Source organism: Streptomyces sp. YIM 98790 (assembly GCF_011421595.1).
In the GTDB taxonomy this organism is placed as follows: Bacteria; Actinomycetota; Actinomycetes; order Streptomycetales; family Streptomycetaceae; genus Streptomyces.
Map to the genome: position 1 here is coordinate 1 of NZ_WTLH01000097.1, position 24,238 is coordinate 24,238.

The window sequence follows — 24,238 nt, forward strand, 5'->3', positions numbered from 1 at the left end:
ACCGGCGAGCCGGACGGCGGCCTGCGCGCCGCACGGCGCCCCGACCCGCAGGGCCGTGCCGGGCCGGTGGCGCTGGCCCCGGCACCCCGGCTGTGGCCCGCGCTGGGCGCGGTCTACCGGGCGCAGCTCTCCCGGGCCCGGGTGGCCCGCATCCCGCTGCTGTTCGTCGCCACCTTCCAGTCCCTGGGCATCCTGGTGCTGCTGCGCGGCGTGGTGGACCCGGGTCCCGGCGAGGCCGCGCGCGCGGTGGTGGCCGGGTCCACGGTGCTCGTGGTGGCCTTTGTCGCGCTCAATCTGCTGGCCCAGTACTTCGGGCAGCTCCGCGCCTCCGGAGGGCTGGACCACTACGCCACGCTGCCCGTCCCGGCCGCGGCCGTGGCGCTGGGCACGGCCGCGGCCTACGCCTCCTTCACCCTGCCGGGCGCGGCGGTGACCGCGGTGACCGGCAGTGTGCTCTACGAGCTGCCGATGGGCGGGCTGTGGCTGCTGGTGGCCGTGGTGCCGCTGGCCGGCGCCGCGCTGGCGGGGCTGGGCGCGGCGCTGGGCCTGCTCTCCCCGCGCCCGGAGCTGGCCACCCTCTGCGGCCAGCTCGGCATGTCCGCGGCGCTGCTGCTCGGCGTGCTGCCCGCCTCCCGGATGCCGGTGCCGGTGCAGTGGGTGCGCGACCTGCTGCCGTCCACCTACGGGGTGGACGCGCTGGCGGCGGTGCTGCGGCCGGATCCGCAGTGGGGGGCGGTGCTGCTCGGCCTGGCCGTCTGCACCGTGGCGGGTGCCGCCGCGCTGGCCCTGGCCACCTGGTCGTACCGCCGCGCCGCGACCCGGTGAGCCGGTGAGCCGGTGAGCCGGTCGGTGAGCCGGTGAGCTGCGGCATGGTGCCCGCGGCGGGCCGCCGGGCGCGGCGGACGCCCGTCCCTGCCGCCGAACAGGAGGGCGGAACTGGCAGGATGTCCGAGTGACCGTTCCCCTTCCCACTCCCGACGACCGGAAGGCCCCGATGCGCGGCCTCGATCCCTGGGCGGCACCGCCCTCCCTCGCCCCCACCGGCGGTGGCGGCGGAGACACACGGGTGCAATGGGGCCGGGAGATCCGCACCGGTGCGGTCGTCATGGCCGCCGTGGCGGCGGCCGTCGGCCCGGTGCTGGGACTGCTCTGGGAACGGCTGGCCCCCCGGGTCCGCCTGCTGGTCGGCGGGGACGCGCTGTATCTGGAGAATCCGGAGAGCCAGCGCGCGATCGCGGGGGACGGCACGTTTCTGCTGCTGGGGGTGGCGGTCGGGCTGGCGGCGGGGGTGGGCGTCTTCCTGGCCCGGCGCCGCTCCGGCGTGGCCGAAACGGCCGGTCTGGCACTCGGCGCCGGGCTCGGCGCGGTGCTGGCCTGGCGGCTCGGGGAGCTCCTGGAGCCGAGCCGGGAGGAGGTCCGGGAGCTGGCCCGGCGTCTGGGCGAGGGGGCGCTGGTCGATGCGCCGCTGACGCTGAACGCGCCGGGCGCGCTGATCGGGCCGGCGTTCGGCGCGCTGCTGGGACACTTCGTCTGCATGGCCCTCTGGGGCCCGCGCGAGCCGGTCCGCCGGCCGCCGGTGTTCCCCCGCTGGGGGTGAGCCGGGCCCCTCGGCAGGCGGTCCGGCGGCCAGGCTCCCGGGCGGCCGGGCCCGGATGCCGGGCCGGCGGCTGTCAGGCCCGGATGTCGGCGACGGTGGCGCCGGTGAGGCGGACCAGGTCCTCCGGGGCCAGTTCGATCTCCAGACCGCGGCGGCCGGCCGACACCAGTACCGTCTCGTACCCGGTGGCCGAGGAGTCCACCACGGTGGGCAGGCGCTTGCGCTGCCCCACCGGCGAGATGCCGCCGCGCACGTAGCCGGTGGCCCGCTCGGCCGCCGCCGGGTCGGCCATGGCCGCCCGCTTGCCGCCCGCCGCCGCTGCCAGCGCCTTCAGCCCCAGCGAGGCCGACACCGGGACGACGGCCACGGTCAGCCGGCCGTCCACCTCGGCCACCAGGGTCTTGAACACCCGCTCCGGCTCGACGCCCAGCGCCCGGGCGGCCTCCTCGCCGTAGGAACCGGCGGCCGGGTCGTGGTCGTAGGAGCGCAGCGTGTACGTCACGCCGGCCCGGGTGGCCGCCACCGTCGCGGGGGTGCCGCCCCCGCCCTTCGCTCTGGTCGCCTTGGCCACCGTGCCGCTCCTTCCCTCGCCCGCCGAGGCCGTGGTCCGCTCGCACTGTACGCGCACAAGGGCCGGTCACCCACCGGTTTTCCCGGCCTGCGGCCCGGCCGCCCGCTGCCGGGCGTGGTGGCGCGACGCCTTGGCGCGGTTGCCGCAGCCCGCCATGGAGCACCAGCGCCGGGTGCCGTTCCGGGAGGTGTCGTAGAAGTGCAGCACGCAGGCCGGGCTGGCGCATTTGCGGATCCGGTCCGGGCGCTCCTCCAGCAGCCGCAGGTAGTCCTCGGCGGCGGCCCAGGCGAGCAGCCAGGCGTCCGGTTCCGCCTCGGGGGAGGAGCGCGGACCGGACGCGGTCAGGGTGCGGCGCAGGGCGCCGTGGGACAGCACCTCGTTGAGCGCACGGCGCGCGGCCGGGTGGCCGGGGTCGCGGACCAGGGCGGCCAGCGCGTCCCGGACCCGCAGCAGCGGCTCCCTGGTCCCGGGGCCCACCGTGACGGAGAGGCCGTCCAGGGCCGCGGCGACCGGGCTGCCGGTCAGCCAGACGAGCAGTCCCTCGTCGCTGTCCAGCAGGTCGTGCGGGCCGTCGCTGCCGATCCAGCGGGTGTTGAGCAGGTCGATGGCCAGCGGCTCGCCGGTCAGCGGCCGGGGATCGGACGGCGGGGTGCGGCGGTGCATCTCGCTCCTCCCTCGGGGTCGGCTGGCACCACGGTAACCGGTCAGAGTGCGAACACCGGTTGTGTTCCCGCGATCTAACCCCTAATGTCATTCTCAGTGGTTAGTTCGGGTGAGAGGACCCCTTCCATGAGCACGCCCATGTCCATGTCCACGTCCCTGCAGACCGGCCATGTCGGCCTGAACGTCACCGACCTCGGCCGCTCGCTCGCCTTCTACACGACCGTTCTCGGGCTCGACGTCCAGGCCGAGAGCCGGGAGGGGGACCGGCGCTTCGCCCTGCTCTCCCGCGACGGCCGGCTGCTGCTCACCCTCTGGGAGCAGAGCGCCGAGGGTTTCCGCACCGACCTGGCCGGTCTGCACCACCTCTCCTTCCAGGTCGGCACCATGGAGGAGGTCCGGGAGGCGGAGGCCGTCCTGCGCGGTCTGTCCGTGACCTTCGCCCACGACGGGGTGGTCTCCCACGGCGAGGGCGCGGCCTCCGGCGGCATCTTCTTCCACGACCCGGACGGCATCCGGCTGGAGATCTACGCACCGGCCGGCGCCGAGGACGCCCCGGCCCCGGCGGGTGCCGCACCCACCTGCGGCTTCTTCTGAGCATCCAGGCCGGGGGCCGGCGTCGCCCGCCCCTCCCGGCGGGCAGGCCGGCCCCCGGCCCCCGGCCCGCCCCGCCGGTACCCGAGCGGACCGCGGCGGACCCGGGACTCCCGGACGACGGCAGAAGGACCCCGGGGGAATCCGGAGAGCCGCGGAGGACCCCGGAGAACCGCGGAGGACCCCGGAGAACCGCGGAGAACCGCGGAGAACCGCGGAGAACGGAGAGAACACCATGCCCGCCGCCTATCACCGCGGAGAGCTCGCCGTACAGGAACGCGCCCNGGAGAGAACACCATGCCCGCCGCCTATCACCGCGGAGAGCTCGCCGTACAGGAACGCGCCCGGGTCGGCCCCCGGGCGGCCCGCTCGCTGCGGGCGATCCGCGACACCGTGCCCGACATCGGTGCCGCCTTCCTCGCCAGGCAGCCGTTCCTCGTGCTGGGCGCCCGCGACGCCGCCGGCCGGCTGTGGGCCACCCAGCTGACCGGTGCCCCGGGCTTCCTGCACGTGCCCGACCCCCGCACCCTGCTCGCCGCGGCCCGCCCCGCCCCGGACGACCCGCTCGCCGCGGCCCTGGCCGCTCCCGCCCGGACGGGCCTGCTCGCCATCGAACCCGCCGCCCGCCGCCGGATGCGGCTCAACGGCACCGCCCGCCCGGACGGCACCGGCCTGCGGGTCGCCCTGGACCAGGTCTTCTCCAACTGCCCCAAGTACATCCAGCGGCGGGAGCCCCGGTTCGCGGGCACCGCGGCGCCGGGCGACGGGCGGCGCACCGTGACCGACGGCACCGCGCTCACCCCCGCCCAGCAGCGGGCGGTCGGCGCCGCCGACACCTTCTTCGTCGCCACCGCCGCCGACAACGGTGACGCCGACGTGTCCCACCGCGGCGGCGCCCCGGGCTTCGTCCGGGTGCTGTCCCCCACCACGCTCCGCTGGCCCGACTACCACGGCAACGCCATGTTCCTGACGCTGGGCAATCTGGAGCGGAACCCGGCCGCCGGGCTGCTCTTCCCGGACTGGCGGGCCGGCACCCTGCTGCACCTGTCGGGCACCGCCCGCACCGACTGGGACCCGGACCGGGCGGCCCGCGTCCCCGGTGCCGAACGCCTGGTCGACTTCACCGTCACCGCGGTCCGGGAGATCACCGCCGCCTCGCCGCTGCGCTGGACCGCGCCGGAGTTCTCCCCGTTCAACCCGCCGCCCCCGCCGCCCCCAGCGGGGCGCTGAGCAGCGCCGCCGGGCCGGCTAGTTCAGATGGGTGGGGCGCAGCGTGAAGTCCGCGGCGGGCACCGAGGGCAGGCTGCGGATCAGCCGCACCTCGCGCCGCAGCAGCTCCAGCTCCTGCCGCAGCCGGGCGGCCGTGTCCGGGGCCTCCAGCAGCCGCTGCCGCTCCGCCGGGTAGAGCACGGTGGTCGCCGCCACCAGATAGGAGACCACCGACGGGTCCTCCGGCAGATCCCGGTTGGCCGCCGGGGTGCGGTCGTAGGCACCGGCCAGCTGCCGCTGGTAGGCCCGGAACGCCCCCAGCACACCGGCGGCCAGCAGCTCCGCGCCCTCCCCGGTCCGCTCCGGCAGCATCTCCACCTCGCCGACCAGGAACGGCCCTTCGGTGTCCACCGACAGCAGCCGGAACCGGCTGGTGCCGGTGGCCAGCAGGTCGTACCCGGTCACCGGCCGCGCGGCCGGCCCGCCGCCCGTGCCGCCGCTGCCGCCCCCGGTGTCCTCCGGGCCGGCGGGCCCGGCGCCCCGGCCGCGCTCCCGGATGGTGGTGGCATCCGCCACGCAGCCCACCGAGAAGAAGGAGTCCATCGGGTTGGCCGCGAAGCCGGCGCCCGGCCCCGGATCGGCGGGCTGCACGTGTTCCGGCAGACCCAGGGCCGTCGGGGCCACCTCGTGGCCGTCCCGGATGGCGATCACCCCGAACGGCCGCGGGCCGTCCTCCGGCAGCTTCAGCAGTTCCTCCACGAGCGCCCGGTAGCGGGCCTCGAAGACGTTCAACGGCAGCACGAGCCCCGGGAACAGCACCGTACTGAGCGGGAACAGGGGCAGGCGCGTGGTCGTCACAAAAGGCCAGCCTATCGGCAGGGCACGGCCCGTGCGGAGCCCTTCACCACGCACCTGACCGCGCACTCGCGCGCACGCACCGTGCACCCGGGCCGCGCCCGTTCCCGGCGCCGGTCCCGGCCGGACCGTTCCGGCCTCCCGGCGGACGGGCGGAATGTTCCATTCAGTGGAACGCCCCCCGGTGGGGCGGAAGCGGTCTGCGACACTGGTGGGGTGCTGAACGGGATCGATCCGCGCGGTCCCGCCCGCGCCCGGTTCCCGGGGACGTCCGGGTGATCCGGCCCGGACACCGCGGTGAGCAAGCAGGCAAGGAACGAGAGAAGGAACGCATGAGCCGCGTGGGCGCGGGACGCGAGACCGGACCCCGCACGAAGGGCGCACCGTGAACGGCGTCTCCACCGCACTGATCGCCGTCGGGCTGTTCCTCGGCGGCGGAGCCTACTCATTCTGGAAGCAGGAACTGCCGCGCGGTGTCGTCGCACTGCTGGCGGTCGGCGCCGCGCTCTGTCTGGTGGCCGGCATCCTGCGCTTGGAGGTCTGGCAGTGAGCACCACGAGCACCACCGGCGCCACCAGCACCACCGGCACCACCGGCGCGGGGGACAGCACGGACGGCACCACCGGGGGACCGGCGGCGCGGGCCGGCGCCCGGTCCGCCGCCCCGGCCACGCCGCTCACCAGGACCGTGGTCGTCTTCGACTACGGCTTCGGCAATGTCCGCTCCGCGCAGCGTGCCCTCGCCCGGGCGGGCGCGGAGGTCGAGATCACCCGCGACTTCGATGCGGCCCTGAACGCCGACGGCCTCGTCGTCCCCGGCGTGGGCGCCTTCGCGTCCTGCATGAAGGGCCTGCTGGCGGCCCGCGGCGACTGGGTGGTCGAACGCCGGCTGGCCGGCGGGCGCCCGGTGCTGGGCATCTGTGTCGGCATGCAGATCCTCTTCGGCCGGGGCATCGAGCACGGCGTGGAGACGGCCGGGCTGGAGGAGTGGCCCGGCACCGTGGACCGGCTCGAGGCGCCCGTGGTCCCGCACATGGGGTGGAACACCGTCGAGCCCCCCGCCGGCTCCGAACTCTTCGCCGGTCTTCCGGCCGGCGCCCGCTTCTACTTCGTGCACTCCTACGCCGTGCACAGCTGGGAGTTCCGGGCGACGGACCCCCGCATGGCGGAGCCCAGGGTCACCTGGGCCACGCACGGCGAGCGCTTCGTCGCCGCCGTGGAGAACGGCCCGCTGTGGGCCACCCAGTTCCACCCCGAGAAGTCCGGCGACGCCGGAGCCCACATCCTCCGCAACTGGATCGGAACGCTCTGATGACTGCCCCCACCCGCACGCTGGAACTCCTGCCGGCCGTGGATGTCCGGGACGGACAGGCCGTCCGCCTGGTGCACGGCGTCTCCGGCACCGAGACCTCCTACGGCGACCCGATGTCGGCCGCGCTCACCTGGCAGCAGGCCGGCGCCGAATGGCTGCACCTGGTGGACCTGGACGCGGCCTTCGGCACCGGGGACAACCGGGAGCAGATCGCCGAGGTGGTCCGCCGGATGGACATCAAGGTCGAACTGTCCGGCGGCATCCGGGACGACGACTCCCTGACCGCCGCGCTGGCCACCGGCTGCACCCGGGTCAACCTGGGCACTGCCGCGCTGGAGTCCCCCGAGTGGGTCGCCAAGGTGATCGCCCGGCACGGCGACCGCATCGCCGTCGGCCTGGACGTGCGCGGCACCACGCTGCGCGGCCGGGGGTGGACCCGGGACGGCGGTGACCTCTACGAGACCCTGGAGCGGCTGAACTCCGAGGGCTGCGCCCGCTACGTGGTCACCGACATCAACAAGGACGGCACCCTCCAGGGGCCCAATCTGGACCTGCTGCGGAACGTCTGCTCCGCCACCGACCGCCCGGTGGTGGCCTCCGGCGGTGTCTCCTCGCTCCAGGACCTGCGGGCGCTGGCCTCCCTGGTCCCCGCCGGGGTGGAGGGCGCCATCGTCGGCAAGGCCCTGTACGCCGGGGCGTTCACCCTGCAGGAGGCCCTCGCCGCCGTCGCCCGCCCGGGAAGCGGCTCATGAGCCTCGCCGTACGCGTGATCCCCTGCCTGGACGTGGACGCCGGCCGGGTGGTCAAGGGGGTCAACTTCCAGAACCTGCGCGATGCCGGCGATCCGGTGGAGATGGCCAAGGTCTACGACGCCGAGGGCGCGGACGAGCTGACCTTCCTGGACATCACCGCCTCCTCCGGCAACCGCGAGACCACCTACGACGTGGTGCGCCGCACCGCCGAGCAGGTCTTCATCCCGCTGACCGTCGGCGGCGGCGTCCGCTCCCCCCAGGACGTGGACCGGCTGCTGCGCGCGGGCGCCGACAAGGTGGGCGTCAACACCGCCGCCATCGCCCGCCCCGAGCTGATCCGGGAGATCGCGGAGCGCTTCGGCAGCCAGGTGCTGGTGCTGTCCGTGGACGCCCGCCGGGTCACCGGCGGCACCGCCACCCCCAGCGGCTTCGAGGTCACCACCCACGGCGGACGCCGGGGCACCGGCATCGACGCCGTGGAGTGGGCGCACCGGGCCACCGAGCTGGGCGCCGGTGAGATCCTGCTCAACTCCATGGACGCCGACGGCACCAAGGACGGCTACGACACCGAGATGATCCGTGCGGTGCGCAAGCACGTCACCATCCCGGTCATCGCCTCCGGCGGTGCGGGCCGGACCGCCGACTTCCCCGAGGCCATCGACGCCGGGGCCGACGCCGTGCTGGCCGCCTCCGTCTTCCACTTCGGCGATCTGCGCATCGGCGAGGTGAAGGAAGCCCTGCGGACCACCGGTCACCCCGTGCGCTGACGGACCGGGAGCCGCTTTCGTTCCCGGACGCGGCTGCTGTGCACCCGAGTTGGCCATATGCTGTGGCGCGGTGACGGCCCGCACACGGGGGCGGGCCACGGGACGCACATCCTTTCCGTCCGCCTCGTCGCGGCCGGAGAGGGGGGAAGAGGCAAAGGTTGGCAGGGTTGCAGTTCGACGAGGAAGAGATCGCACGTTCCCTGCGGGACTCGGACGAGGCCCTGCGGGTCTGGTACACGAGTCTCATGTCCCCGAAGGACGACGATCTGGTACTGACCGGAGTGCCGCTGCCGTCGTTCGGGCGGATGGGAGAACTCTTCGACCAGTGGTTCGAACGCAATCGGGCGCTGCTGCGCCAGGCGCTCTGCGGAAAGCTGCACAAGGCACGGCTGAGCGCGGGCGGCAAGGACCTCACGGAGGTCGGCGTCGTCGCGGTCATCGCGGCGGCACTCGCCGCCTCCAGCGTCCCCATACCGGTCGACCCCCTGGCCACCGCGGTGGTGCTGCTGGCCCGCGGACGCCTGGAGAAGCTCTGCGGAGAACCGGCCGGGACAGGCGCCGGGGAGTGAGAGCGGACGGACCGGGACCGAGATGGCACGCACGTTGTTGCAGTCCTATGTCGCGGAGCAGGTGCGGCACTCGGTGGTGCGGCTCCGGGACGAGGAGGTCGACCCGAAGGGTGTCGCGACGGGGTTCTTCATCACTCCCACCGGCTATCTGATCACGGCGTTCCACGCCGTCAAGCACCGCTTCATCGGCGGTGCGGACACCTCACCGATCAGGATCGAGTTCGACACCCCGGCGTCCTCCGGCGGCCCGGCGGCCGTGGCCCGCCACACCGTGTCCGCGCACACGACAATGGAGTGGGCCGATCCCGTGGCGGACTGGGCCCTGCTGAAACTGGACTTCGAACCCGCCGGATATCTGCCGCTCGCCCCCGCCGGGGAGCAGACCGACGACCCGGACCGGGCCGAGCTGCGGGTGTACGGCTTCAACATCACCGACCAGAGCACCGCCAAGCAGTGCGTCTTCAAGGGCGACTACGCCGGATACGTGCCGGACAAGCGCCGCTACGTGGTCTCCTACGTGGTGCGCGCCGAGGGGCAGAGCGGCGGTCCGGTGATGGACCTGCGCACCGGCTGCGTCATCGGCTCGGTGGTGGGGTACCGCCCGCGCGAGGTGCTGACCGGCGAGGCGGCCCGGCTCGACCACGAGATCCTGGGCCGGCTGGGACTGGATCTGGACCTCCGGCGGCTGGCCGACGACTGGCGCACCCGGCTCGCCCGCCACATCTGCACCCATGACGACACGCTGGCACCCCTGCTGGACAGCATCACCAGCCCGCCGCTGCCCGCCCGGGCACTGCACCGGCGGGAGATCGTCCGGCAGGTGGCCTCGATGCTGGGGCCCGGGGGCAGGCCGAGCGTGCTGCTGCACGGTGCCGGCGGCAGCGGCAAGACCACCGCCGCGGCGGAGGCCGCGGAACTCACCGCCTCCCGGCAGCAGGATGGTTCGGTCTTCTACCACGACTTCGCGGTGGAGGGGAACGCCGGTCACGACGTGCTCCTGCGGGCGCTGTCGGTGCACCTGCTGATGCGCTGCAGCCTCTTCGATCCCCTGATGGCCTGCCTCGACGGCGATCCGTCCGGGCAGCACTCCGGCATCGCCGCGATGATCTACGCCGCGGCACGGGAGAGAAGCATCGTCTTCGTGCTGGACAACATCCACCACCTCTCCCGCGACACCCATGCCCGGGTGCTCGACTTCCTGGCCGGGCTGGAATCCGCCGCCGCGTCCGGCAGGTCCCGCGTCCTGCTGCTCTCCCGGTACCTCCCGCCGCCCGGCATCCGGGCCCCGGTGGTCCCGGTCAGCGGATTCACGGAACAGGAGGTCTCCGGGTTCCTGGAGCTCTACGGCGTGAGACTGGACGGCGCGGAGCTGACGAACGTCTGCCGGTTCCGGTCCAGCATCGTCTGCATGGAGGAGATCGCCCGCTCGCCCGAGTGGCGGCGGAAGGTGGCCGCCGGGGAGGAGGGGGCGGGAGCCGGGGGCGCCACCGAGGCGCTCCGGCGCTACTGGACGGACAACTACGCCCATCTGCCCGAGGCGGACCACGCCCTGCTGCTGACGGCGGCCGTCATCGGCCGCCCCGCCACCCGCGAGGAGCTGGAGGAGATCTCCGGGGTGGAGAACTTCGCCGCCACCCTGGACCGGCTGCTGCGCGAGCCTCCGCTCATCAAGTCCGGCGACGGCTACTACCTGCATTCGGACATCGAGTCGGCGGTGCTGTTCGTGTCGGACGGCCGGCGGATCACGGCCCTGCGGGAACGGGCCGCCGTCTGCTTCACCCGGATGCGGCGCTACCTCGAAGCGGCGCGGCAGCACTCCCTCGCCGGGCAGACCGGACGGGCACTGGAACTGCTCTACCAGCACTGCGAGACCCTGATCACCGGCGGCCTGGTCGGCGAGCTGGAACAGGCCGTGCAGGACCTGATCGAGGGGCCGGACCCGGAGGCGCAGCGGCGGGGAAGCCACCACATCAACACCGTCCTCGCGCGCTGCCGGACCGCCCGGGGCCACTACCACCAGGCGCAGCCGCACTGGAGATTCGCCATCCGCACCGCGTCGGACGACTCGGCCCGGGCGGCCCTGCTCAAGCGGCTGGGCGACAACGACCGCATGGCGAGCGACTACGAGTCCGCGGCCCGGAGCTACCGCGAGGCCGTGAAGCTGCTGCGGCAGCGGGACGGCGACGCCGCCGACATGGCGGAACTCGCCGGGGCCAGCATCGGCCTGGGCAAGCTGGACCGCCTGTGGGCCTTCTACGACCGGGCGCTCGGCCGGTACGCGGACGCGCGGGAGTCGTATTCCGTCCTGCTGGACGTGACCGGGCTCGCGGAGGCCGAATTCGGGATCGGCGAGGTCAGCAGGCTCCGGTCCGACTGGCAGGCGTCGGAGACCGCCTACCGGAACTCCTACCGGCACGCCACGTCGGCCGGGAATCTGGAGCGGCAGGCCTACGCGCTGTGGGGCATCGGCGAGATCTGCCGGCTCACCGGCCGCCCGGACGAGGCCTTGGAGCACCACCGGGCGGGCCTGGACATCTGCGTCAAGATCGGCGACCGGCGCAGTGAGGGGTGGGCGCTGCTGGGCATCGGGCAGGTCGAGCACGCGGCCGGCCGGCCCGCATTCGCCAGGGCCGCCTTCGACGAGGCTCTCCAGCTTTTCCGGCGGACCAGGAGCGACACCGAGACCGCCCATGCCCTGCTCTCCCTGGCCGAGACCCGCCGTTCCGCCGGGACGGTGGACATGTCGCTGTACGAGCAGTCCGGGACGCTGTACCGGAAGCTGAATCTGCGGCACTGCCTGGTGCAGCACTCCATCGTGAAGTCGTGCGCACTGCGCAGCATGGGCCGGCGGCGGGAAGGAAAAGCAGTCCTGAGAACGGCCCACCGGCTGGCGAGGAAATGCGGAATCGAGGCGGAGACCCGTCTCATCGAATCCCTCCGCAGCGACCCGGACACCATTGTCTTCCCGGAGCTGAACTTTCCGTGAGACCTGCCCCGGCATCTGCCCGGGCATCTGCCGCGGCGGGCCGGCCCGGAGCGTGCCGGGCGGGGCGGCGGCAGCCGCCCCCGGCCTGCCACGAGCCGTGCCGTGACCCGTGGAACCCTGGATCGCCGCAGGTCAGGGCCGTAAGGGAGGCCGTTCCATCAGGTGAGAACGCCGGCCGGGGGCATCGGTGCAACCGCTATACTTGCCGCCATGCTCCTTGCTGACCGGCTGGTACTCCGCGACGGTACCACCGCCCTTCTTTTCGACATGGACGGCGTGCTCCTCGACACGCTGGCGCTCGATCTCGAACTGGCCGAACGGCTGCTGAAGCCGGTCGTCCCGCATGAGTTCACGCTCACGCCCGGGATTGTCCGCGCCAACTTCCCCTATGACATTCCGGAGTTCTGGCGGAGGACGGCGGCGGCGGTCGGTCATCGGCTGAGCGAGGAGGAGACGGCCCGCCTCACGGCCGAGCTGAACCGCTGCCGGGAGGCGGAAGCCGCGCCCGTTCACGAGGGCATCGTCGAGATTCTCAAGGACGCCCGGAGCGCCGGGCTGCGCATCGCGCTGGTTTCGAACAATCCCCGGGAACAGATCGACGCGATGACGGCCGCGACCGGCCTCGCGGAGTTTTTCGACGCGGTGGTGAGCAATGACATCGAGGGCGTGAGGAAGAAGCCCGCCCCCGATCCCTATCTGGAGGCGGCCCGGCTGCTCGGTGCGGAGCCGGCCCGCTGCGCGGCGGTGGAGGACTCGCTGCTGGGCGCCGAGTCGGCCGCCGCGGCCGGCTGCTTCACCGTGGGCGTGGCGACGGGCGCCTGCGACTTCCGGACCCTGTCCGCCTCGCCGCACGTGGACGTCTGCTATTCCGGCTTCCAGGAGGCGCGGGTCCGGCTGGGGAACGGCCGCGTGACGGAGAAGTTCCTGGTCACGCCGAACGAGTTCGTCAGCCACATGATCGAGCACATCGCCTGGCGCACCGGCCGCTCGGTCGATGTCCGCTACACCAGCGACGACTGGCGCCGCCTCGGCGAGCTGCTGGGCAAGGAGCTGCGGGCCCTGCCGCGCAGGCGCACGGCCTCGGTGTCGCTGGGCATGATCGACGACGGCAGCTGCGAAGTGGTGCTGCGGGACGCCGCCGGGCAGGCGGACGGCCGGTCCGGCCGCTTCACCCTCACCTCCTCGCAGCAGGTGGACCTCGACTGGTTCGTCGGTGTCCGCTGCGAGCAGATGGCGGACGGGCGTCCGCTGCTGGCCATGCTCCACGGCCTGGCGGACGGCGGCGCGCTCGACATCGACATCAATGTCACCAGCTTCGAGGACCCGCACCACACCTGGGAGGCGGTCTTCCGCGGGGTGGGCATCGCCGCGGAGAAGCTCGGGCACCCCGAGGGCGAGGCGCCGTGGGAGACGGCCGTGACGGGCGCCGCCGAGGAGCAGCCGCCGGCCGCCGCCGCGGGCGGGGACGCGCAGGCGGCCGCGCAGCCCGCCGCCAGGTCGGTGGAGAAGGGGTGGACCACCCTGCACTCCTCGGTCACGCGTGCCGCGACGCAGCGCGAGACGGCGGAGAGCGTGGTCCGCGTCGAGGCGGAACTCGGCGGGTCGGGGGTCGACTGGAAGGTCGACGTCGCCGACTCCATCGAGGTCGACGGCATGCGGGAGCTGCTGCGGGAGTTCGCGCGGGGCGCCGGGATGCGGCTCGATGTGACCTTCCGGGCCACGCGGCTGAACTCCAGCCACGTCGTCACCGAGGACATCGGCATGGTGCTCGGCCGGACGCTCCGGCAGATCGCGCTGGAGCGGATGGAGCGCATCGGCATCTACGGCGCCGGTTCCAGTCTCCGGGGGGTGGAGGACCTCGACGCCGAGCCGGTGCACGTCGGGGTGAGCATGGAGGGCCGCAAGTTCTGCAAGTACGTGCCGCTGGCCGAGGAGTACGACGCCTTCCGGAAGCGGTTCCTCATCGGCAGCACCCTGGCGGACGGCATGTTCAGCGAGGATCTGGACGACTTCGTCGACGGCTTCGCCGGCGGCATGCAGGCCAGTGTGATCGCCCACTTCGGCACCTCGGCCACGGTCGAGGAGGGATGGCCCATGGTCTTCCGGGGCATGGGCGAGGCGGTGCGCGAACTGATGTCCGTCAACGAGTCCCGCCGGCGGCTCATCGCGGGCGTCAAGGGCACTCTCGCATGACCGTGAACCGGGTCCGCATCGACCGCCATGTCGCCGCGTCCCGGCCCTATGTCCCGGACTGGCTGGGCATGGACCGGTCCGCGTACCTCTGCCTGGACCGGAACGAGTCCACCCGGCCGGTGCCGGATCATGTCGTGCGGGCGCTGACCGACTATGTGACGAACGTCGGCGTGCAGTGGTACCCCGGTGATGCCGAGCTGTATCCCGCGCTGGCGGAGTACTGCGGGGTCACGCCGGACCACTTCCTGGCCACGAACGGCTCCGACCAGGCCATCGAGATCGCGCTGCGGGGCTTTCTGCGGGAACGGGACGAGCTGCTCGTCGCCACGCCGGCCTTCGCGATGTTCCCGCAGGTGGCGGGGGTGCTGGGCGCCGTGGTCAGCGGGGTTCCGTACCGGGAGGGGAGCCTGGAGTTCCCCTACCGGGAGTTCCGGGCGGCGGCGGCCCGCCGGCCCCGGGTGATCGCGTTCATCAATCCGAACAATCCGACCGGGACGCCCGTCGACCTGGCGTTCATCGAGGAAATCGCCAGGGCCTACCCGGACATTCCGGTGATCGTGGACGAGGCGTACTACGAATTCACCGGTGTCACCGCCGTTCCCCTGATTTCCGAATGCCCCAACATCATCGTCTTCCGCACCTTCTCCAAGGCTTTTGCGATGGCCGGCCTCAGGGTCGGCTATCTCGTCGCCGATCCGGAGCTCATCCAGGAGTTCGGGAAGATCCGGGGGCCGTTCGACGTGAACGCCCCGGCGATCGTCGCCGCGCGCGCCCATCTGGGCTCGGTCGGCGAGGTGCTGCTCCAGGCCAAGGAGATGACCGACCAGGTCAAGCCGATGGTGGTGGACCGGCTCACCGAACTGGGCGCCCCCGTGGTCGCGGGCGCGGCGAATTTCTGTCTGGTCCGGCCGCCGGACTGCCGGGAAGCCGTCACATTCCTCCGCGAGTCAGGGATTCTCGTCCGTGTCATGTCGGCGGGCGCGCTGACCGGAATGTTCCGGGTCAGCATGGGGACGAGACAGGAAATGGAACGCTTCTGCGCGGTCTACGGTGCATACCATCGCGGACCCGGGAGCGCGTCCTGACGACGACCGCCGGTATCCGGCCGTGCACGTGTGACAAGAACTGAGGAATCGTGATGGGGACCAAGATCAACAGGTACACGCTGAGCGAGCTGTCACCCGAGGCCCGGCGGTCTTTGCTGGTGCGCGCCCAGGGTGACTTCGAGTCCGTGCGGGAACGGACCCAGGAGATCATCGACGAGGTGCGCGCCCGCGGTGACGAGGCGCTGATCGACTATGCGGAGAAGTTCGACGGCGCACGGCTGACCGTGGAGGGCCTGAAGGCGACCGAGGAGGAGTTCGCCGAGGCGGAGCGGCTGATCGAGCCCTCGCTGCGCAGCGCCATCGAGCAGGCCGTGGAGAACATCCGCGCCCACCACGAGGCCCAGCTCCCCACGATGACCTGGATGAAGGAGCACTCGCCCGGGGTGATCTCCGGCGAGCGCATCCTGCCGATCGCCTCGGCGGCGCTGTACGTGCCGCGCGGCAAGGGCTCCTTCCCCTCGGTGATGATGATGCTCGCGGTGCCGGCCACGCTGGCCGGGGTGCCGCGGGTGGTGGCCTGCACGCCGCCCGGCCCGGACGGCTCGATCGACGCCGCGACCCTGGTCGCGGCCCGGCTGTGCGGGGTCCGGGACATCTACAAGACGGGCGGTGCCCAGGCCGTCGCCGCCTTCGCGTTCGGCACCGGCGCCGTGGAGCGGGTGGAGAAGATCGTCGGCCCCGGCAACCAGTTCGTCAGCGCGGCCAAGCGGCTGCTCTACGGACAGATCGACCCGGGCACACCGGCCGGCCCCAGCGAGTCGGTGGTGATGTGCGACGCCCAGGCCGACCCCGAGATCGTCGCCCGGGAATGGCTGGTGGAGGCCGAGCACGGGCCGGACTCCGCGGCCATGCTGGTGACCGACTCCGCGGAGCTGGCCGACCGGGTGGAGAAGCTGGTCCCCGGGCTGCTCGCCAGGCTGCCCGAGAAGCGCCGGTCGTTCTGCGAGACCGTGCTGAGCGGGTTCGGCGGCATCGTCCTCACCTCGGGGCTGGACGAGTCGGTGGACTTCGTCAACGACTACGCGCCGGAGCACCTGCGGGTGATCGTGGACCGGCCGTTCGAGGTGCTGAACCGGCTGCAGAACGCCGGTGAGGTGCTGCTCGGCGAGTACGCGTCCATTCCCTACGGCAACTTCGCGATCGGCGTGAACGCGATCCTGCCCACCGGCGGCTCCGCCCGCAGCTACTCCTGCGTGGGGGTGGACGACTTCCTCAAGCGCTCCTCCTTCGCGTATGTCTCCGCGGAAGGGGCGCGGAAGCTGGGCCCGATCGCCGTGGAACTCGCCCGCTACGAGGGCTTCCCCAGCCACGCGGAGGCCGCCCAGTACACCCTGGACCGCGCCCAGGACTGAGCCGGGCCCGGGCCGCAGCGAGCGGGGGCGGGGACGACCGGCAGGTCGTCCCCGCCCCCGCTCGCTGCGTGGACGCGACGTCCCGGCCCTCCCGGCCGTGCGCTCGCGGGCCGGCCCGGGGTCAGGCGGTGGGAGCCGGGTCTGCGGCGGGTCCGGGGGCGGGGAAGCGGTGCCGGAAGGTGAAGGCGTGGGGCGTGGGGCCGTGGCGGCGGAGGAGCGCGATGCGGTCCATGGCCTCGGCCACGGTCGGGCGGTGGCCGGCGGGGACCCACCACAGGGCCTGATGGGCCTCGGCCGGCCGCTCGAACCACTCGCGGCGGCGGGCCATCACCCGCAGATGGGCGCTGCGGTAGGCGTAGTCGTGCAGGGCTTCCACGGACTCCCACACGGAGCAGTTGATCAGCAGCATGTCGTCGGTGACGTCCGGCCGGAGGCCGGTGGAGTCGGCGCCCTTGTCGTCCACCATGCGCCAGACGAAGCCGGGGGAGCGCTCGGCGAGGGCGTTGATTTCCGGCAGCCGGGCGACGAAGCCGGCCAGTTGCGGGGATTCCAGGGGCGCGATGAGGCGCGCGATGTTGACCTGGGCGAGGTGGTGACCGATCACTGGGCTCATGGGATCAGCATGCTGGAGTCCGCTTCTATAGTCAATCGTTGTTCGTTTTAGAAGTCAGCGTGACGCAGCAGCCGGACGGCCGGGGGTCGATCTCCGCCGACCACTGCACGCCGCCGCTGTCCAGCCCGGCGAGCAGGCCCTCGATGAGGGCGAGGTTCATGCCGCAGACCAGAGCGGGATGTTCCCCGGCCAGGGCGTGGAAGGGGCAGTTGTTGAGCCGCAGGGTGGTGCCGGACCCGTCCTCCGGGAAGGGCTCGTAGCCCCGGTCGCGCAGCCAGGCCACGGGATCGACGGGCTCCTGCCGTGCCGCGTCCGCGCCCGCGGCGCGGGCCGCCGCCTGCACCTCCCGGTCCAGGCCGGCGCATTCCACCACACCGGCGAGCAGGTGGCCGAGCGTGTCATAGGCGCGGGGCGGGAGCGAGACGGTGTGCTCCCGCTCCGCTCGCCGGTACACCTTGGCGGGACGGCCCGCACCGGGGCCGGTGCGTCCGGTGAGACGCCGGAACGAGGTGACCAGCAGGCCGGACTCCACCAGCTTGTCCAGATGGTGGGCGGCCAGCGAGCGGGAGACCCCGGCCGCCTCGGCCGCGGCATCCCGCCCGGTCCAGCCGGGCCGTTCCGCCACGTGCCGGTACAGCCGCCGCCGCACCGGATCGGCCAGCACGCTCACCGCCTCGAAGGAGGCATCCTCATCAGCCATGCCCCGAGTCTATGGCCAACAGTCATTGGTCTTGGAATCCGGGCGGGGCGCAGGGCGGGAGCTCCGGGGCGGGGGCAGGCAGACGAAGGTGAGGTCCCCCCCGCCCCGGGTCCCTTTCCCTGTTCCTCTTCCTTTCTTCTCTCTTCCTCTTCCTGGGGATTTCCTGGCGATCCCTTCTTCCTTCTTCCGGCACCCCTGCGTCGGACAGGCTCAGTCGGGCCGGGCCGTGGCGGCCCGGAGGTACTCACGGTTCAGGACGGCGATGCCGGCCAGCGGGATGCCCTTGGGGCAGGCGTCCGCGCAGGCGCCGGCATGGGTGCAGCCGCCGAAGGACTCCTCGTCCATCACCTCCACCATGGCCAGCACCCGCCGTTCGCGTTCCGGCCCGCCCTGCGGGAGGGAGTTGAGGTGGACCACCTTGGCGGCGGTGAACAGCATGGCCGAGCCGTTCGGGCAGGCCGCCACGCACGCGCCGCAGCCGATGCAGGCCGCGTACTCGAAGGCGGTGTCCGCGGCCTCCTTGGGCACCGCCACCGCATGGGCCTCCGGCGCGGAGCCGGTCGGGGCGGTGATGTAGCCGCCGGCGCCGATGATCCGGTCCAGCGCCGAACGGTCCACCATCAGGTCCCGCACCACCGGGAACGCACCGGCACGCCAGGGCTCGACGTCGATGGTGTCGCCGTCCTTGAAATGCCGCATGTGGAGCTGGCAGGTGGTGGTGCGTTCCGGGCCGTGCGCCCGGCCGTTGATCACCATGCCGCAGGCGCCGCAGATGCCCTCCCGGCAGTCGTGGTCGAAGGCCACCGGCTCCTCGCCCTCCGCGATCAGCCGCTCGTTGAGGGTGTCGAGCATCTCCAGGAACGACATGTCGGGGGAGATGTCCGCCACCTCGTAGGTGGTCATGGCGCCGGGACGGCCGGGGGAGCGCTGGCGCCAGATGTTCAGGGTCAGGCGCATGCCGCCGCTCATGCATAGCTCCGCTGGGTGGGGTGGACACGGGTGAAGGTGAGCTGCTCGCGGTGGAGCACCGGCGGGGCGCCGGGCGAGGTGAACTCCCAGGCGGCGGCATAGCCGAACGCCTCGTCGTCGCGCCGGGCCTCGCCGTCCTCGGTCTGGCTCTCGGTGCGGAAGTGGCCGCCGCAGGACTCCGTGCGGTGCAGGGCGTCCAGGCACATCAGCTCGGCCAGCTCCAGGTAGTCGGAGATGCGGTTGGCCTGCTCCAGGGACTGGTTGACGCCGCCGGCCTCGCCGGGCACGCGGATGCGTTCCCAGAACTCGGCCCGCAGCTCCGGGATGCGGTCCAGGGCCTTGCGCAGGCCGTTCTCGGAGCGGGCCATGCCGCATTCGTCCCACAGCAGGGCGCCCAGTTCCCGGTGGAAGGAGTCGGGGGTGCGGTCGCCGCTGGTGGAGAGCAGGAGGTAGAGACGGTCGGTGACGTCGAAGACCGCCTCCTCGATGGCGGGGTGGTGGCCCGGGATGTCGGAGACCGGCGGGCCGGGATGGCGGGCGAGGTAGTCGCCGAGGGTGGCCGGGAGGACGAAGTAGCCGTCCGCCAGGCCCTGCATCAGCGCGGAGGCGCCCAGCCGGTTGGCGCCGTGATCGGAGAAGTTGGCCTCCCCGATGGCGAACAGACCCGGCACGGTGGTCTGCAGGTCGTAGTCCACCCACAGTCCGCCCATGGTGTAGTGGATCGCCGGGTAGATCCGCATGGGCACCCGGTACGGGTCCTCGGCGGTGATCCGCTCGTACATCTCGAAGAGGTTGCCGTAGCGCTCCTCGACGGCGCGGCGGCCGAGCCGGGCGATGGCGTCCGCGAAGTCCAGATAGACCCCCTGCCCGCCCGGGCCGACGCCCCGGCCCTCGTCGCAGACGTTCTTGGCGGCCCGGGAGGCGATGTCCCGGGGGACGAGGTTGCCGAAGGAGGGATACCTCCGCTCCAGGTAGTAGTCGCGCTCGGACTCGGGGATCTCCGCGGGCGGGCGGCGGTCCCCGGGGCGGGCCGGCACCCAGATCCGGCCGTCGTTGCGCAGCGACTCGCTCATCAGGGTCAGCTTGGACTGGTGGTCGCCGGAGCGCGGGATGCAGGTGGGGTGGATCTGGGTGAAGCAGGGATTGGCGAAGTACGCGCCGCGCCGGTGCGCCCGCCAGATCGCGGTGGCATTGGAGTTCCTGGCGTTGGTGGAGAGGCGGAAGACATTGCCGTAGCCGCCGGTGGCCAGCACCACCGCATCGGCCAGGTGGGTGTCGATCCGGCCGGTGAGCAGATTGCGGGCCACGATGCCGCGCGCCCGCCCGTCGATGACGATCAGGTCCAGCATCTCGGTGCGCGGGTGCATCTCCACCTGTCCGGCGGCGATCTGCCGGGTGAGCGCCTGGTAGGCGCCGAGCAGCAGCTGCTGCCCGGTCTGGCCGCGGGCGTAGAAGGTGCGCGAGACCTGGACCCCGCCGAAGGAGCGGGTGTCCAGCAGCCCGCCGTACTCGCGGGCGAACGGCACACCCTGGGCCACGCACTGGTCGATGATCTGCACCGAGATCTCGGCAAGCCGGTGCACGTTGGACTCCCGGGCGCGGAAGTCGCCGCCCTTGACGGTGTCGTAGAACAGCCGGCGCACCGAGTCGCCGTCGTTGCGGTAGTTCTTGGCGGCGTTGATGCCGCCCTGGGCGGCGATGGAGTGTGCCCGCCGGGGCGAGTCCGAGTAGCAGAACTGGACGACGCGGTAGCCCTGTTCGGCCAGGGTGGCGCCGGCCGAGGCGCCGGCCAGGCCGGTGCCGACCACGATCACCGTGTGCTTGCGCCGGTTGGCCGGATTGACCAGCCGGGCCTCGAAGCGGCGCCGGTCCCAGCGCTCCTCGACCGGGCCGTCCGGGGCCTTGGTGTCCGCGAGCGGCTCGCCGGTCCGGTACCGGTGGTACGGGGTTCCGGTGCCCGCGGGCCGTCCGGGCGTGTCCTTTCCGGGCATGTCAGTCCACCACCCCGGTCATCACGGCCAGCGGGACGGAGACGAAACCCGCGGTCAGCACGGCGGCGGACACGGTGGCGGTGAGCTTCAGCGCGGCCTGGCGGCGCGGACGGTTGATCCCGAGGGTCTGCGCGGCGCCGAAGAGACCGTGCCGGACGTGCAGCCCGACCGCGGTCACGGCGGTCAGGTAGATGACATTGCCGTACCAGGTGGAGAACGAGGCGACCACGTTCTCGTACGGCCGCCCGGCCTCGCCGTTGGGATTCACGGTGCCGGTGGTCAGGTCGAGGATGTGCCAGACGACGAACAGCGCCACGATCACCCCGCCCCACCGCGTGGTGCGGGTGGCGTAGGAGGTGCGCGGCGGCCGGTGGACGTAGCGCTCCGGGCGGGCGGCCCGGGCCCGGCGGCTGAGCTGGTGGGCCGCGACCCCGTGCAGCACCACGGCCGCCACCAGCGCGCAGCGCAGCAGCCACAGCGCCCATGCGTGGTGCAGCACCGGTTCCCCGAGGGTGCGCAGCCAGTGCGAGTAGCCGTTGAACTCCTCCGGGCCGAAGAAGATCTTGAGATTGCCCAGCATGTGGGCGACCAGGAAGGCCAGCAGGAACAGCCCGCTGACGGCCATGACGGCCTTCTTGCCGATGGCCGAGCGCCACAGCAGCCGCAGGGGGGAGACGGTGCGCGCGGCGGAGCCGGGGGAGCGGGAGGGGGACGGTCGGGGGTGCGGGTCGGGGTGGGCCGGGGGTCTCCGGTCCGCCGCGGCGGAAGCCGGTCGTTCCGGGCCGGTCCGTGTCGCCAGTGCCATGCCAGGGACGGTAGGCGGGAGCCCCGGCATCGGTCCAAGACATAGAAACGGTCATCTTCATAGGCTGTGCCTATCATTGCCTCTCACCGCTCCGCAGGGCAGGAGCCCGCCCCCGAGCCCCGCCCCCCGGGGGCCCGCCCCGCCCCCCCGGGGGCCCGACACGGAGCCCCGAGACGGACCGCCGCGCCGACCACGGAGTGCCCATGCAGCTGCACCAGCTCCGCTACTTCACCGCCGTCGCCGAGACCCGGCACTTCACCCGGGCCGCGGAGCGCGAGCATGTCGCCCAGCCCTCCCTGTCGCAGCAGATCCAGGCGCTGGAGCGGGAGCTGGGTGCGGAACTGTTCCACCGGGCCCGCGGCCACATCACCCTGACCGACGCCGGCGAGGCCCTGCTGCCGCTGGCGCGGCGCATCCTCGCCGACACCGAGACCGCGCGGCGCGAGGTGCAGGAGGTGGCACAGCTGCGGCGCGGCCGGGTGCGGCTCGGTGCCCCGCCCAGCCTGTGCGCCGGCCTGGTGCCGGAGGTGCTGCGCGCCTTCCACGACCGCTACCCGGGGGTGGAGCTCCAGATCAGGGAGGGCGGCTCGCAGGACCTGGTGCGGGTGCTGGCCGACGGCGAACTGGACCTGGCGCTGGTGATCACCCCGCTGCCGGTCCAGGCACCGGCACTGGTGACCGCGGAACTGCTGCGCGAGGAACTGGTGGTGGTCTCCTCCCCGGAGGCGCCGCCACCGGTGCGCGGACGCCGCATCCGGGTGGCGGATCTGCGCAACCGGCCGCTGGCCATGTACCGGCACGGCTACGACCTGCGCGAGTACACCATGGCGGCGTGCCGGGCGGCCGGCTTCGAACCGGTGCTCAGCGTGGCGGGCGGGGAGATGGACGCGGTGCTGGGCTTCGTCCGGGCCGGGCTGGGGGTGTCGGTGGTGCCCGCCATGGTCGCGGCCCGGTCCGGGCTGCGCGCCACCCCGTTCGCCCGGCCCGGGCTGCACCGGGCCATCTCGGTGGCGCACCGCTCCGACGTCTCCCCGACCCGCGCCGCCCGGGAACTGCGCCGCACCCTGGAGGAGCGGCTGCCCGCCCTGGCCGGCGGCGGGACCGGCCCGGCCGGTGCCCGCCGGGCCGGATCAGCCGGCGCGGTCGCCGACCGTGCACACCGCCCGGATGATCCAGGCGTACAGCGCGATGGCCGCCAGTGACCACACCGGGTGGCAGGGAATCGCTGCCGCGCAGGGCGTCCAGCACTCCGGCGACGATCAGCATCACCGCGGCGAAGACGGGCGGGGGAGCGGGACATCACCCCGGACCAGGTGGCCGCGCCACGCCTGCGGGCGGCCCGGCATGATCTAGGCTGCGCAGGCAGCAGGCGTACCGACCGGCGGCGGGGTGACGGGCGATGAAGTGGCTTGTGGTGGCGGCGGGCGCGGCCCTGGTGGCCCTGGCCCTGCGCGATCTCTTCCACACCCTGTGGCACCCGACCCGGCGCGGCGGCGTGAGCCGCCTGGTGATGAGGACGCTGTGGCGGCTGCTGCGGCGGTTCGCCGGCGGCCACCTGGCCGGGCTGACCGGCCCGCTGGGCATGGCCCTGGTGGTCCTGACGTGGGGGTCGATCACCATCCTCGGCTGGGCCCTGATCTACTGGCCCTTTCTTCCGGACGGCTTCATCTTCTCCGACCCCTTGGAGCCGCAGCGCCACGACGGGCTGGTCGAGGCCGTGTACGTCTCCATGGTGATGGTGGCCACGCTCGGGCTGGGGGACATCGCCCCGGCCGAGGACTGGCTGCGGATCGTGCTGCCGCTGGAGTCCCTCATCGGGTTCATGCTGCTGTCCGCGGTGGTGTCCTGGGTGCTGGGGGTCTATCCGGCGATCGGCCGGCGCCGCGCACTGGCCACCCGGCTGCATCTGCTGCACCGGCAGGAGGCACTGGCCGACGCGCTGGACCGTCCGGCGGCGGCCGGGGTGCTGGACGGGCTGGCCGCCGAGGTGCTCCGGGTGCGGGTGGATTTCACCCAGTACCCGGAGGCGTACTACTTCCACGACACCGACGACCGGCTGTCCCTGGCGGCAGCCGTGGAGGACGCCTGGGTGCTCGCCCGGCGCGCGGCCGGGTCGGCGCACCCGGAGGTGCGGCTGGCGGGCGGGATGCTCACCGACGCGCTGGAGGACCTCGCCGCGGTGCTGGACCGGAGCTTCCTGCACACCGGGGGAGACCCGGCCGGGGTGTTCGCCGCCTACGCCGACGACCACGGCAGCGGCGGGGGCTGAGCCGGCGCCCGCCCCGGGCGTGCCGCCCGGACCGGTGGTGACGGCCTCCGGTCCTGCTCGCGGGCGGCTCCGGGCAGACGGGACCGCCCGCGCCCCGGGGGGAGCGGGCGGTGCGGGGGGAGCGGGGTGCCGGCGCGGTCAGTCCCGGGCGTCCGCGGTGTCCGCGGTGTCCGTGCCGCGGCGGTGGTCCACGGCCACCGCCGCCAGGCAGAGCAGGCCGCCGGTGATCAGCAGCAGCACCGGCAGCATCCAGATCAGGACGCCGGCCATGGCCAGCGCGGCGAAGAGCAGGACGGAGCCCGCCGGATCGTCACGGGTGGCCCCGGCGGCCGCGCGCAGCGCGTCGGCGGGCCCGGCGGGACCCGCAGG

General features: G+C 73.3%; 23 protein-coding genes and 1 pseudogene. 15 read left to right on the forward strand and 9 right to left on the reverse strand.

Annotated features, from left to right (window positions below; translation table 11 throughout):
* Nucleotides 1-21: 21 nt before the first annotated feature.
* The gene (locus tag GQS09_RS16825) at nt 22-825 is read left to right on the forward strand and encodes an ABC transporter permease (RefSeq protein ID WP_165987043.1); all 804 of its coding nucleotides are present in this window, start codon (nt 22-24) and stop codon (nt 823-825) included.
* A gap of 127 nt (nt 826-952) precedes the next feature.
* A complete protein-coding gene (locus tag GQS09_RS16830) occupies nt 953-1,597 on the forward strand; it encodes an ABC transporter permease (protein WP_313896177.1) in 645 nt (214 codons plus the stop codon).
* 73 nt (nt 1,598-1,670) lie between these two features.
* Here GQS09_RS16830 and ybaK read toward each other — a convergent pair whose 3' ends face one another.
* Together ybaK and GQS09_RS16840 are read right to left on the reverse strand one after the other, a co-directional pair.
* Entirely contained in the window at nt 1,671-2,168 is a 498-nt protein-coding gene (gene ybaK, locus GQS09_RS16835; RefSeq protein ID WP_165987009.1) for a Cys-tRNA(Pro) deacylase, read from the reverse strand.
* Between the two features lie 66 nt (nt 2,169-2,234).
* Nucleotides 2,235-2,831: a CGNR zinc finger domain-containing protein gene (locus GQS09_RS16840; protein WP_165987011.1), complete on the reverse strand. Its 597-nt coding sequence runs from the start codon at nt 2,829-2,831 to the stop codon at nt 2,235-2,237.
* A gap of 138 nt (nt 2,832-2,969) precedes the next feature.
* Between GQS09_RS16840 and GQS09_RS16845 the strand changes: the two genes are divergently transcribed.
* Nucleotides 2,970-3,425, forward strand: a complete 456-nt coding sequence (locus GQS09_RS16845) for a VOC family protein (protein ID WP_165987045.1) — start codon at nt 2,970-2,972, stop codon at nt 3,423-3,425.
* Between the two features lie 294 nt (nt 3,426-3,719).
* Nucleotides 3,720-4,652 carry a pyridoxamine 5'-phosphate oxidase family protein gene (locus GQS09_RS16850; protein WP_165987012.1) on the forward strand — a complete coding sequence of 311 codons (933 nt, stop codon included), beginning with the start codon at nt 3,720-3,722 and terminating at the stop codon, nt 4,650-4,652.
* 18 nt (nt 4,653-4,670) lie between these two features.
* Here the strand turns inward: GQS09_RS16850 and GQS09_RS16855 are convergent, their stop codons facing one another.
* Entirely contained in the window at nt 4,671-5,489 is an 819-nt protein-coding gene (locus GQS09_RS16855) for an LON peptidase substrate-binding domain-containing protein (protein ID WP_165987014.1), read from the reverse strand.
* Between the two features lie 382 nt (nt 5,490-5,871).
* Between GQS09_RS16855 and GQS09_RS16860 the strand changes: the two genes are divergently transcribed.
* From GQS09_RS16860 to hisD, 9 genes are all read left to right on the forward strand, one after another.
* A complete protein-coding gene (locus GQS09_RS16860; protein ID WP_165987016.1) occupies nt 5,872-6,036 on the forward strand; it encodes a hypothetical protein in 165 nt (54 codons plus the stop codon).
* A gap of 137 nt (nt 6,037-6,173) precedes the next feature.
* Complete coding sequence (hisH, locus tag GQS09_RS16865) at nt 6,174-6,797, forward strand: imidazole glycerol phosphate synthase subunit HisH (RefSeq protein WP_165987046.1); 624 nt, start codon at nt 6,174-6,176, stop codon at nt 6,795-6,797.
* Nucleotides 6,797-7,549 (forward strand): bifunctional 1-(5-phosphoribosyl)-5-((5-phosphoribosylamino)methylideneamino)imidazole-4-carboxamide isomerase/phosphoribosylanthranilate isomerase PriA, encoded by a 753-nt coding sequence (priA, locus tag GQS09_RS16870; RefSeq protein ID WP_165987018.1) that lies wholly within the window; start codon nt 6,797-6,799, stop codon nt 7,547-7,549. Before hisH ends, priA begins: the two co-directional genes overlap by 1 nt.
* Entirely contained in the window at nt 7,546-8,316 is a 771-nt protein-coding gene (gene hisF, locus GQS09_RS16875) for an imidazole glycerol phosphate synthase subunit HisF (RefSeq protein WP_165987020.1), read from the forward strand. Before priA ends, hisF begins: the two co-directional genes overlap by 4 nt.
* Before the next feature lie 158 nt (nt 8,317-8,474).
* Complete coding sequence (locus GQS09_RS16880; RefSeq protein ID WP_165987022.1) at nt 8,475-8,885, forward strand: hypothetical protein; 411 nt, start codon at nt 8,475-8,477, stop codon at nt 8,883-8,885.
* Between the two features lie 22 nt (nt 8,886-8,907).
* A complete protein-coding gene (locus tag GQS09_RS16885; protein ID WP_165987024.1) occupies nt 8,908-11,871 on the forward strand; it encodes a tetratricopeptide repeat-containing serine protease family protein in 2,964 nt (987 codons plus the stop codon).
* 210 nt (nt 11,872-12,081) lie between these two features.
* Entirely contained in the window at nt 12,082-14,064 is a 1,983-nt protein-coding gene (locus GQS09_RS16890; protein ID WP_165987027.1) for an HAD family phosphatase, read from the forward strand.
* Nucleotides 14,061-15,149, forward strand: a complete 1,089-nt coding sequence (locus tag GQS09_RS16895; protein ID WP_165987029.1) for a histidinol-phosphate transaminase — start codon at nt 14,061-14,063, stop codon at nt 15,147-15,149. Before GQS09_RS16890 ends, GQS09_RS16895 begins: the two co-directional genes overlap by 4 nt.
* 53 nt (nt 15,150-15,202) lie before the next feature.
* The gene (gene hisD, locus GQS09_RS16900) at nt 15,203-16,522 is read left to right on the forward strand and encodes a histidinol dehydrogenase (protein ID WP_165987031.1); all 1,320 of its coding nucleotides are present in this window, start codon (nt 15,203-15,205) and stop codon (nt 16,520-16,522) included.
* Between the two features lie 121 nt (nt 16,523-16,643).
* Here hisD and GQS09_RS16905 read toward each other — a convergent pair whose 3' ends face one another.
* From GQS09_RS16905 to GQS09_RS16925, 5 genes are all read right to left on the reverse strand, one after another.
* On the reverse strand, nt 16,644-17,135 hold the full coding sequence (locus GQS09_RS16905) for a DUF3291 domain-containing protein (protein WP_207957937.1): 492 nt from the start codon (nt 17,133-17,135) through the stop codon (nt 16,644-16,646).
* A 31-nt stretch (nt 17,136-17,166) separates the two neighbouring features.
* Nucleotides 17,167-17,835, reverse strand: coding sequence for a metalloregulator ArsR/SmtB family transcription factor (locus tag GQS09_RS16910; RefSeq protein WP_165987033.1), 669 nt, complete (start codon nt 17,833-17,835; stop codon nt 17,167-17,169).
* A 210-nt stretch (nt 17,836-18,045) separates the two neighbouring features.
* The gene (locus GQS09_RS16915; RefSeq protein ID WP_165987051.1) at nt 18,046-18,792 is read right to left on the reverse strand and encodes a succinate dehydrogenase/fumarate reductase iron-sulfur subunit; all 747 of its coding nucleotides are present in this window, start codon (nt 18,790-18,792) and stop codon (nt 18,046-18,048) included.
* An 8-nt stretch (nt 18,793-18,800) separates the two neighbouring features.
* The gene (locus tag GQS09_RS16920) at nt 18,801-20,795 is read right to left on the reverse strand and encodes a fumarate reductase/succinate dehydrogenase flavoprotein subunit (RefSeq protein ID WP_165987035.1); all 1,995 of its coding nucleotides are present in this window, start codon (nt 20,793-20,795) and stop codon (nt 18,801-18,803) included.
* 1 nt (nt 20,796) lies between these two features.
* On the reverse strand, nt 20,797-21,600 hold the full coding sequence (locus GQS09_RS16925) for a succinate dehydrogenase cytochrome b subunit (RefSeq protein ID WP_165987037.1): 804 nt from the start codon (nt 21,598-21,600) through the stop codon (nt 20,797-20,799).
* Between the two features lie 203 nt (nt 21,601-21,803).
* On the opposite strand from GQS09_RS16925, the gene GQS09_RS16930 reads away from it, so the two are divergent.
* Complete coding sequence (locus tag GQS09_RS16930) at nt 21,804-22,802, forward strand: LysR family transcriptional regulator (protein WP_165987039.1); 999 nt, start codon at nt 21,804-21,806, stop codon at nt 22,800-22,802.
* A 197-nt stretch (nt 22,803-22,999) separates the two neighbouring features.
* On the forward strand, nt 23,000-23,869 hold the full coding sequence (locus GQS09_RS16935; protein WP_165987041.1) for a potassium channel family protein: 870 nt from the start codon (nt 23,000-23,002) through the stop codon (nt 23,867-23,869).
* Between the two features lie 138 nt (nt 23,870-24,007).
* On the opposite strand, the pseudogene GQS09_RS16940 reads toward GQS09_RS16935, so the two are convergent.
* Nucleotides 24,008-24,238: pseudogene (locus tag GQS09_RS16940) on the reverse strand (hypothetical protein); the annotation flags it as partial.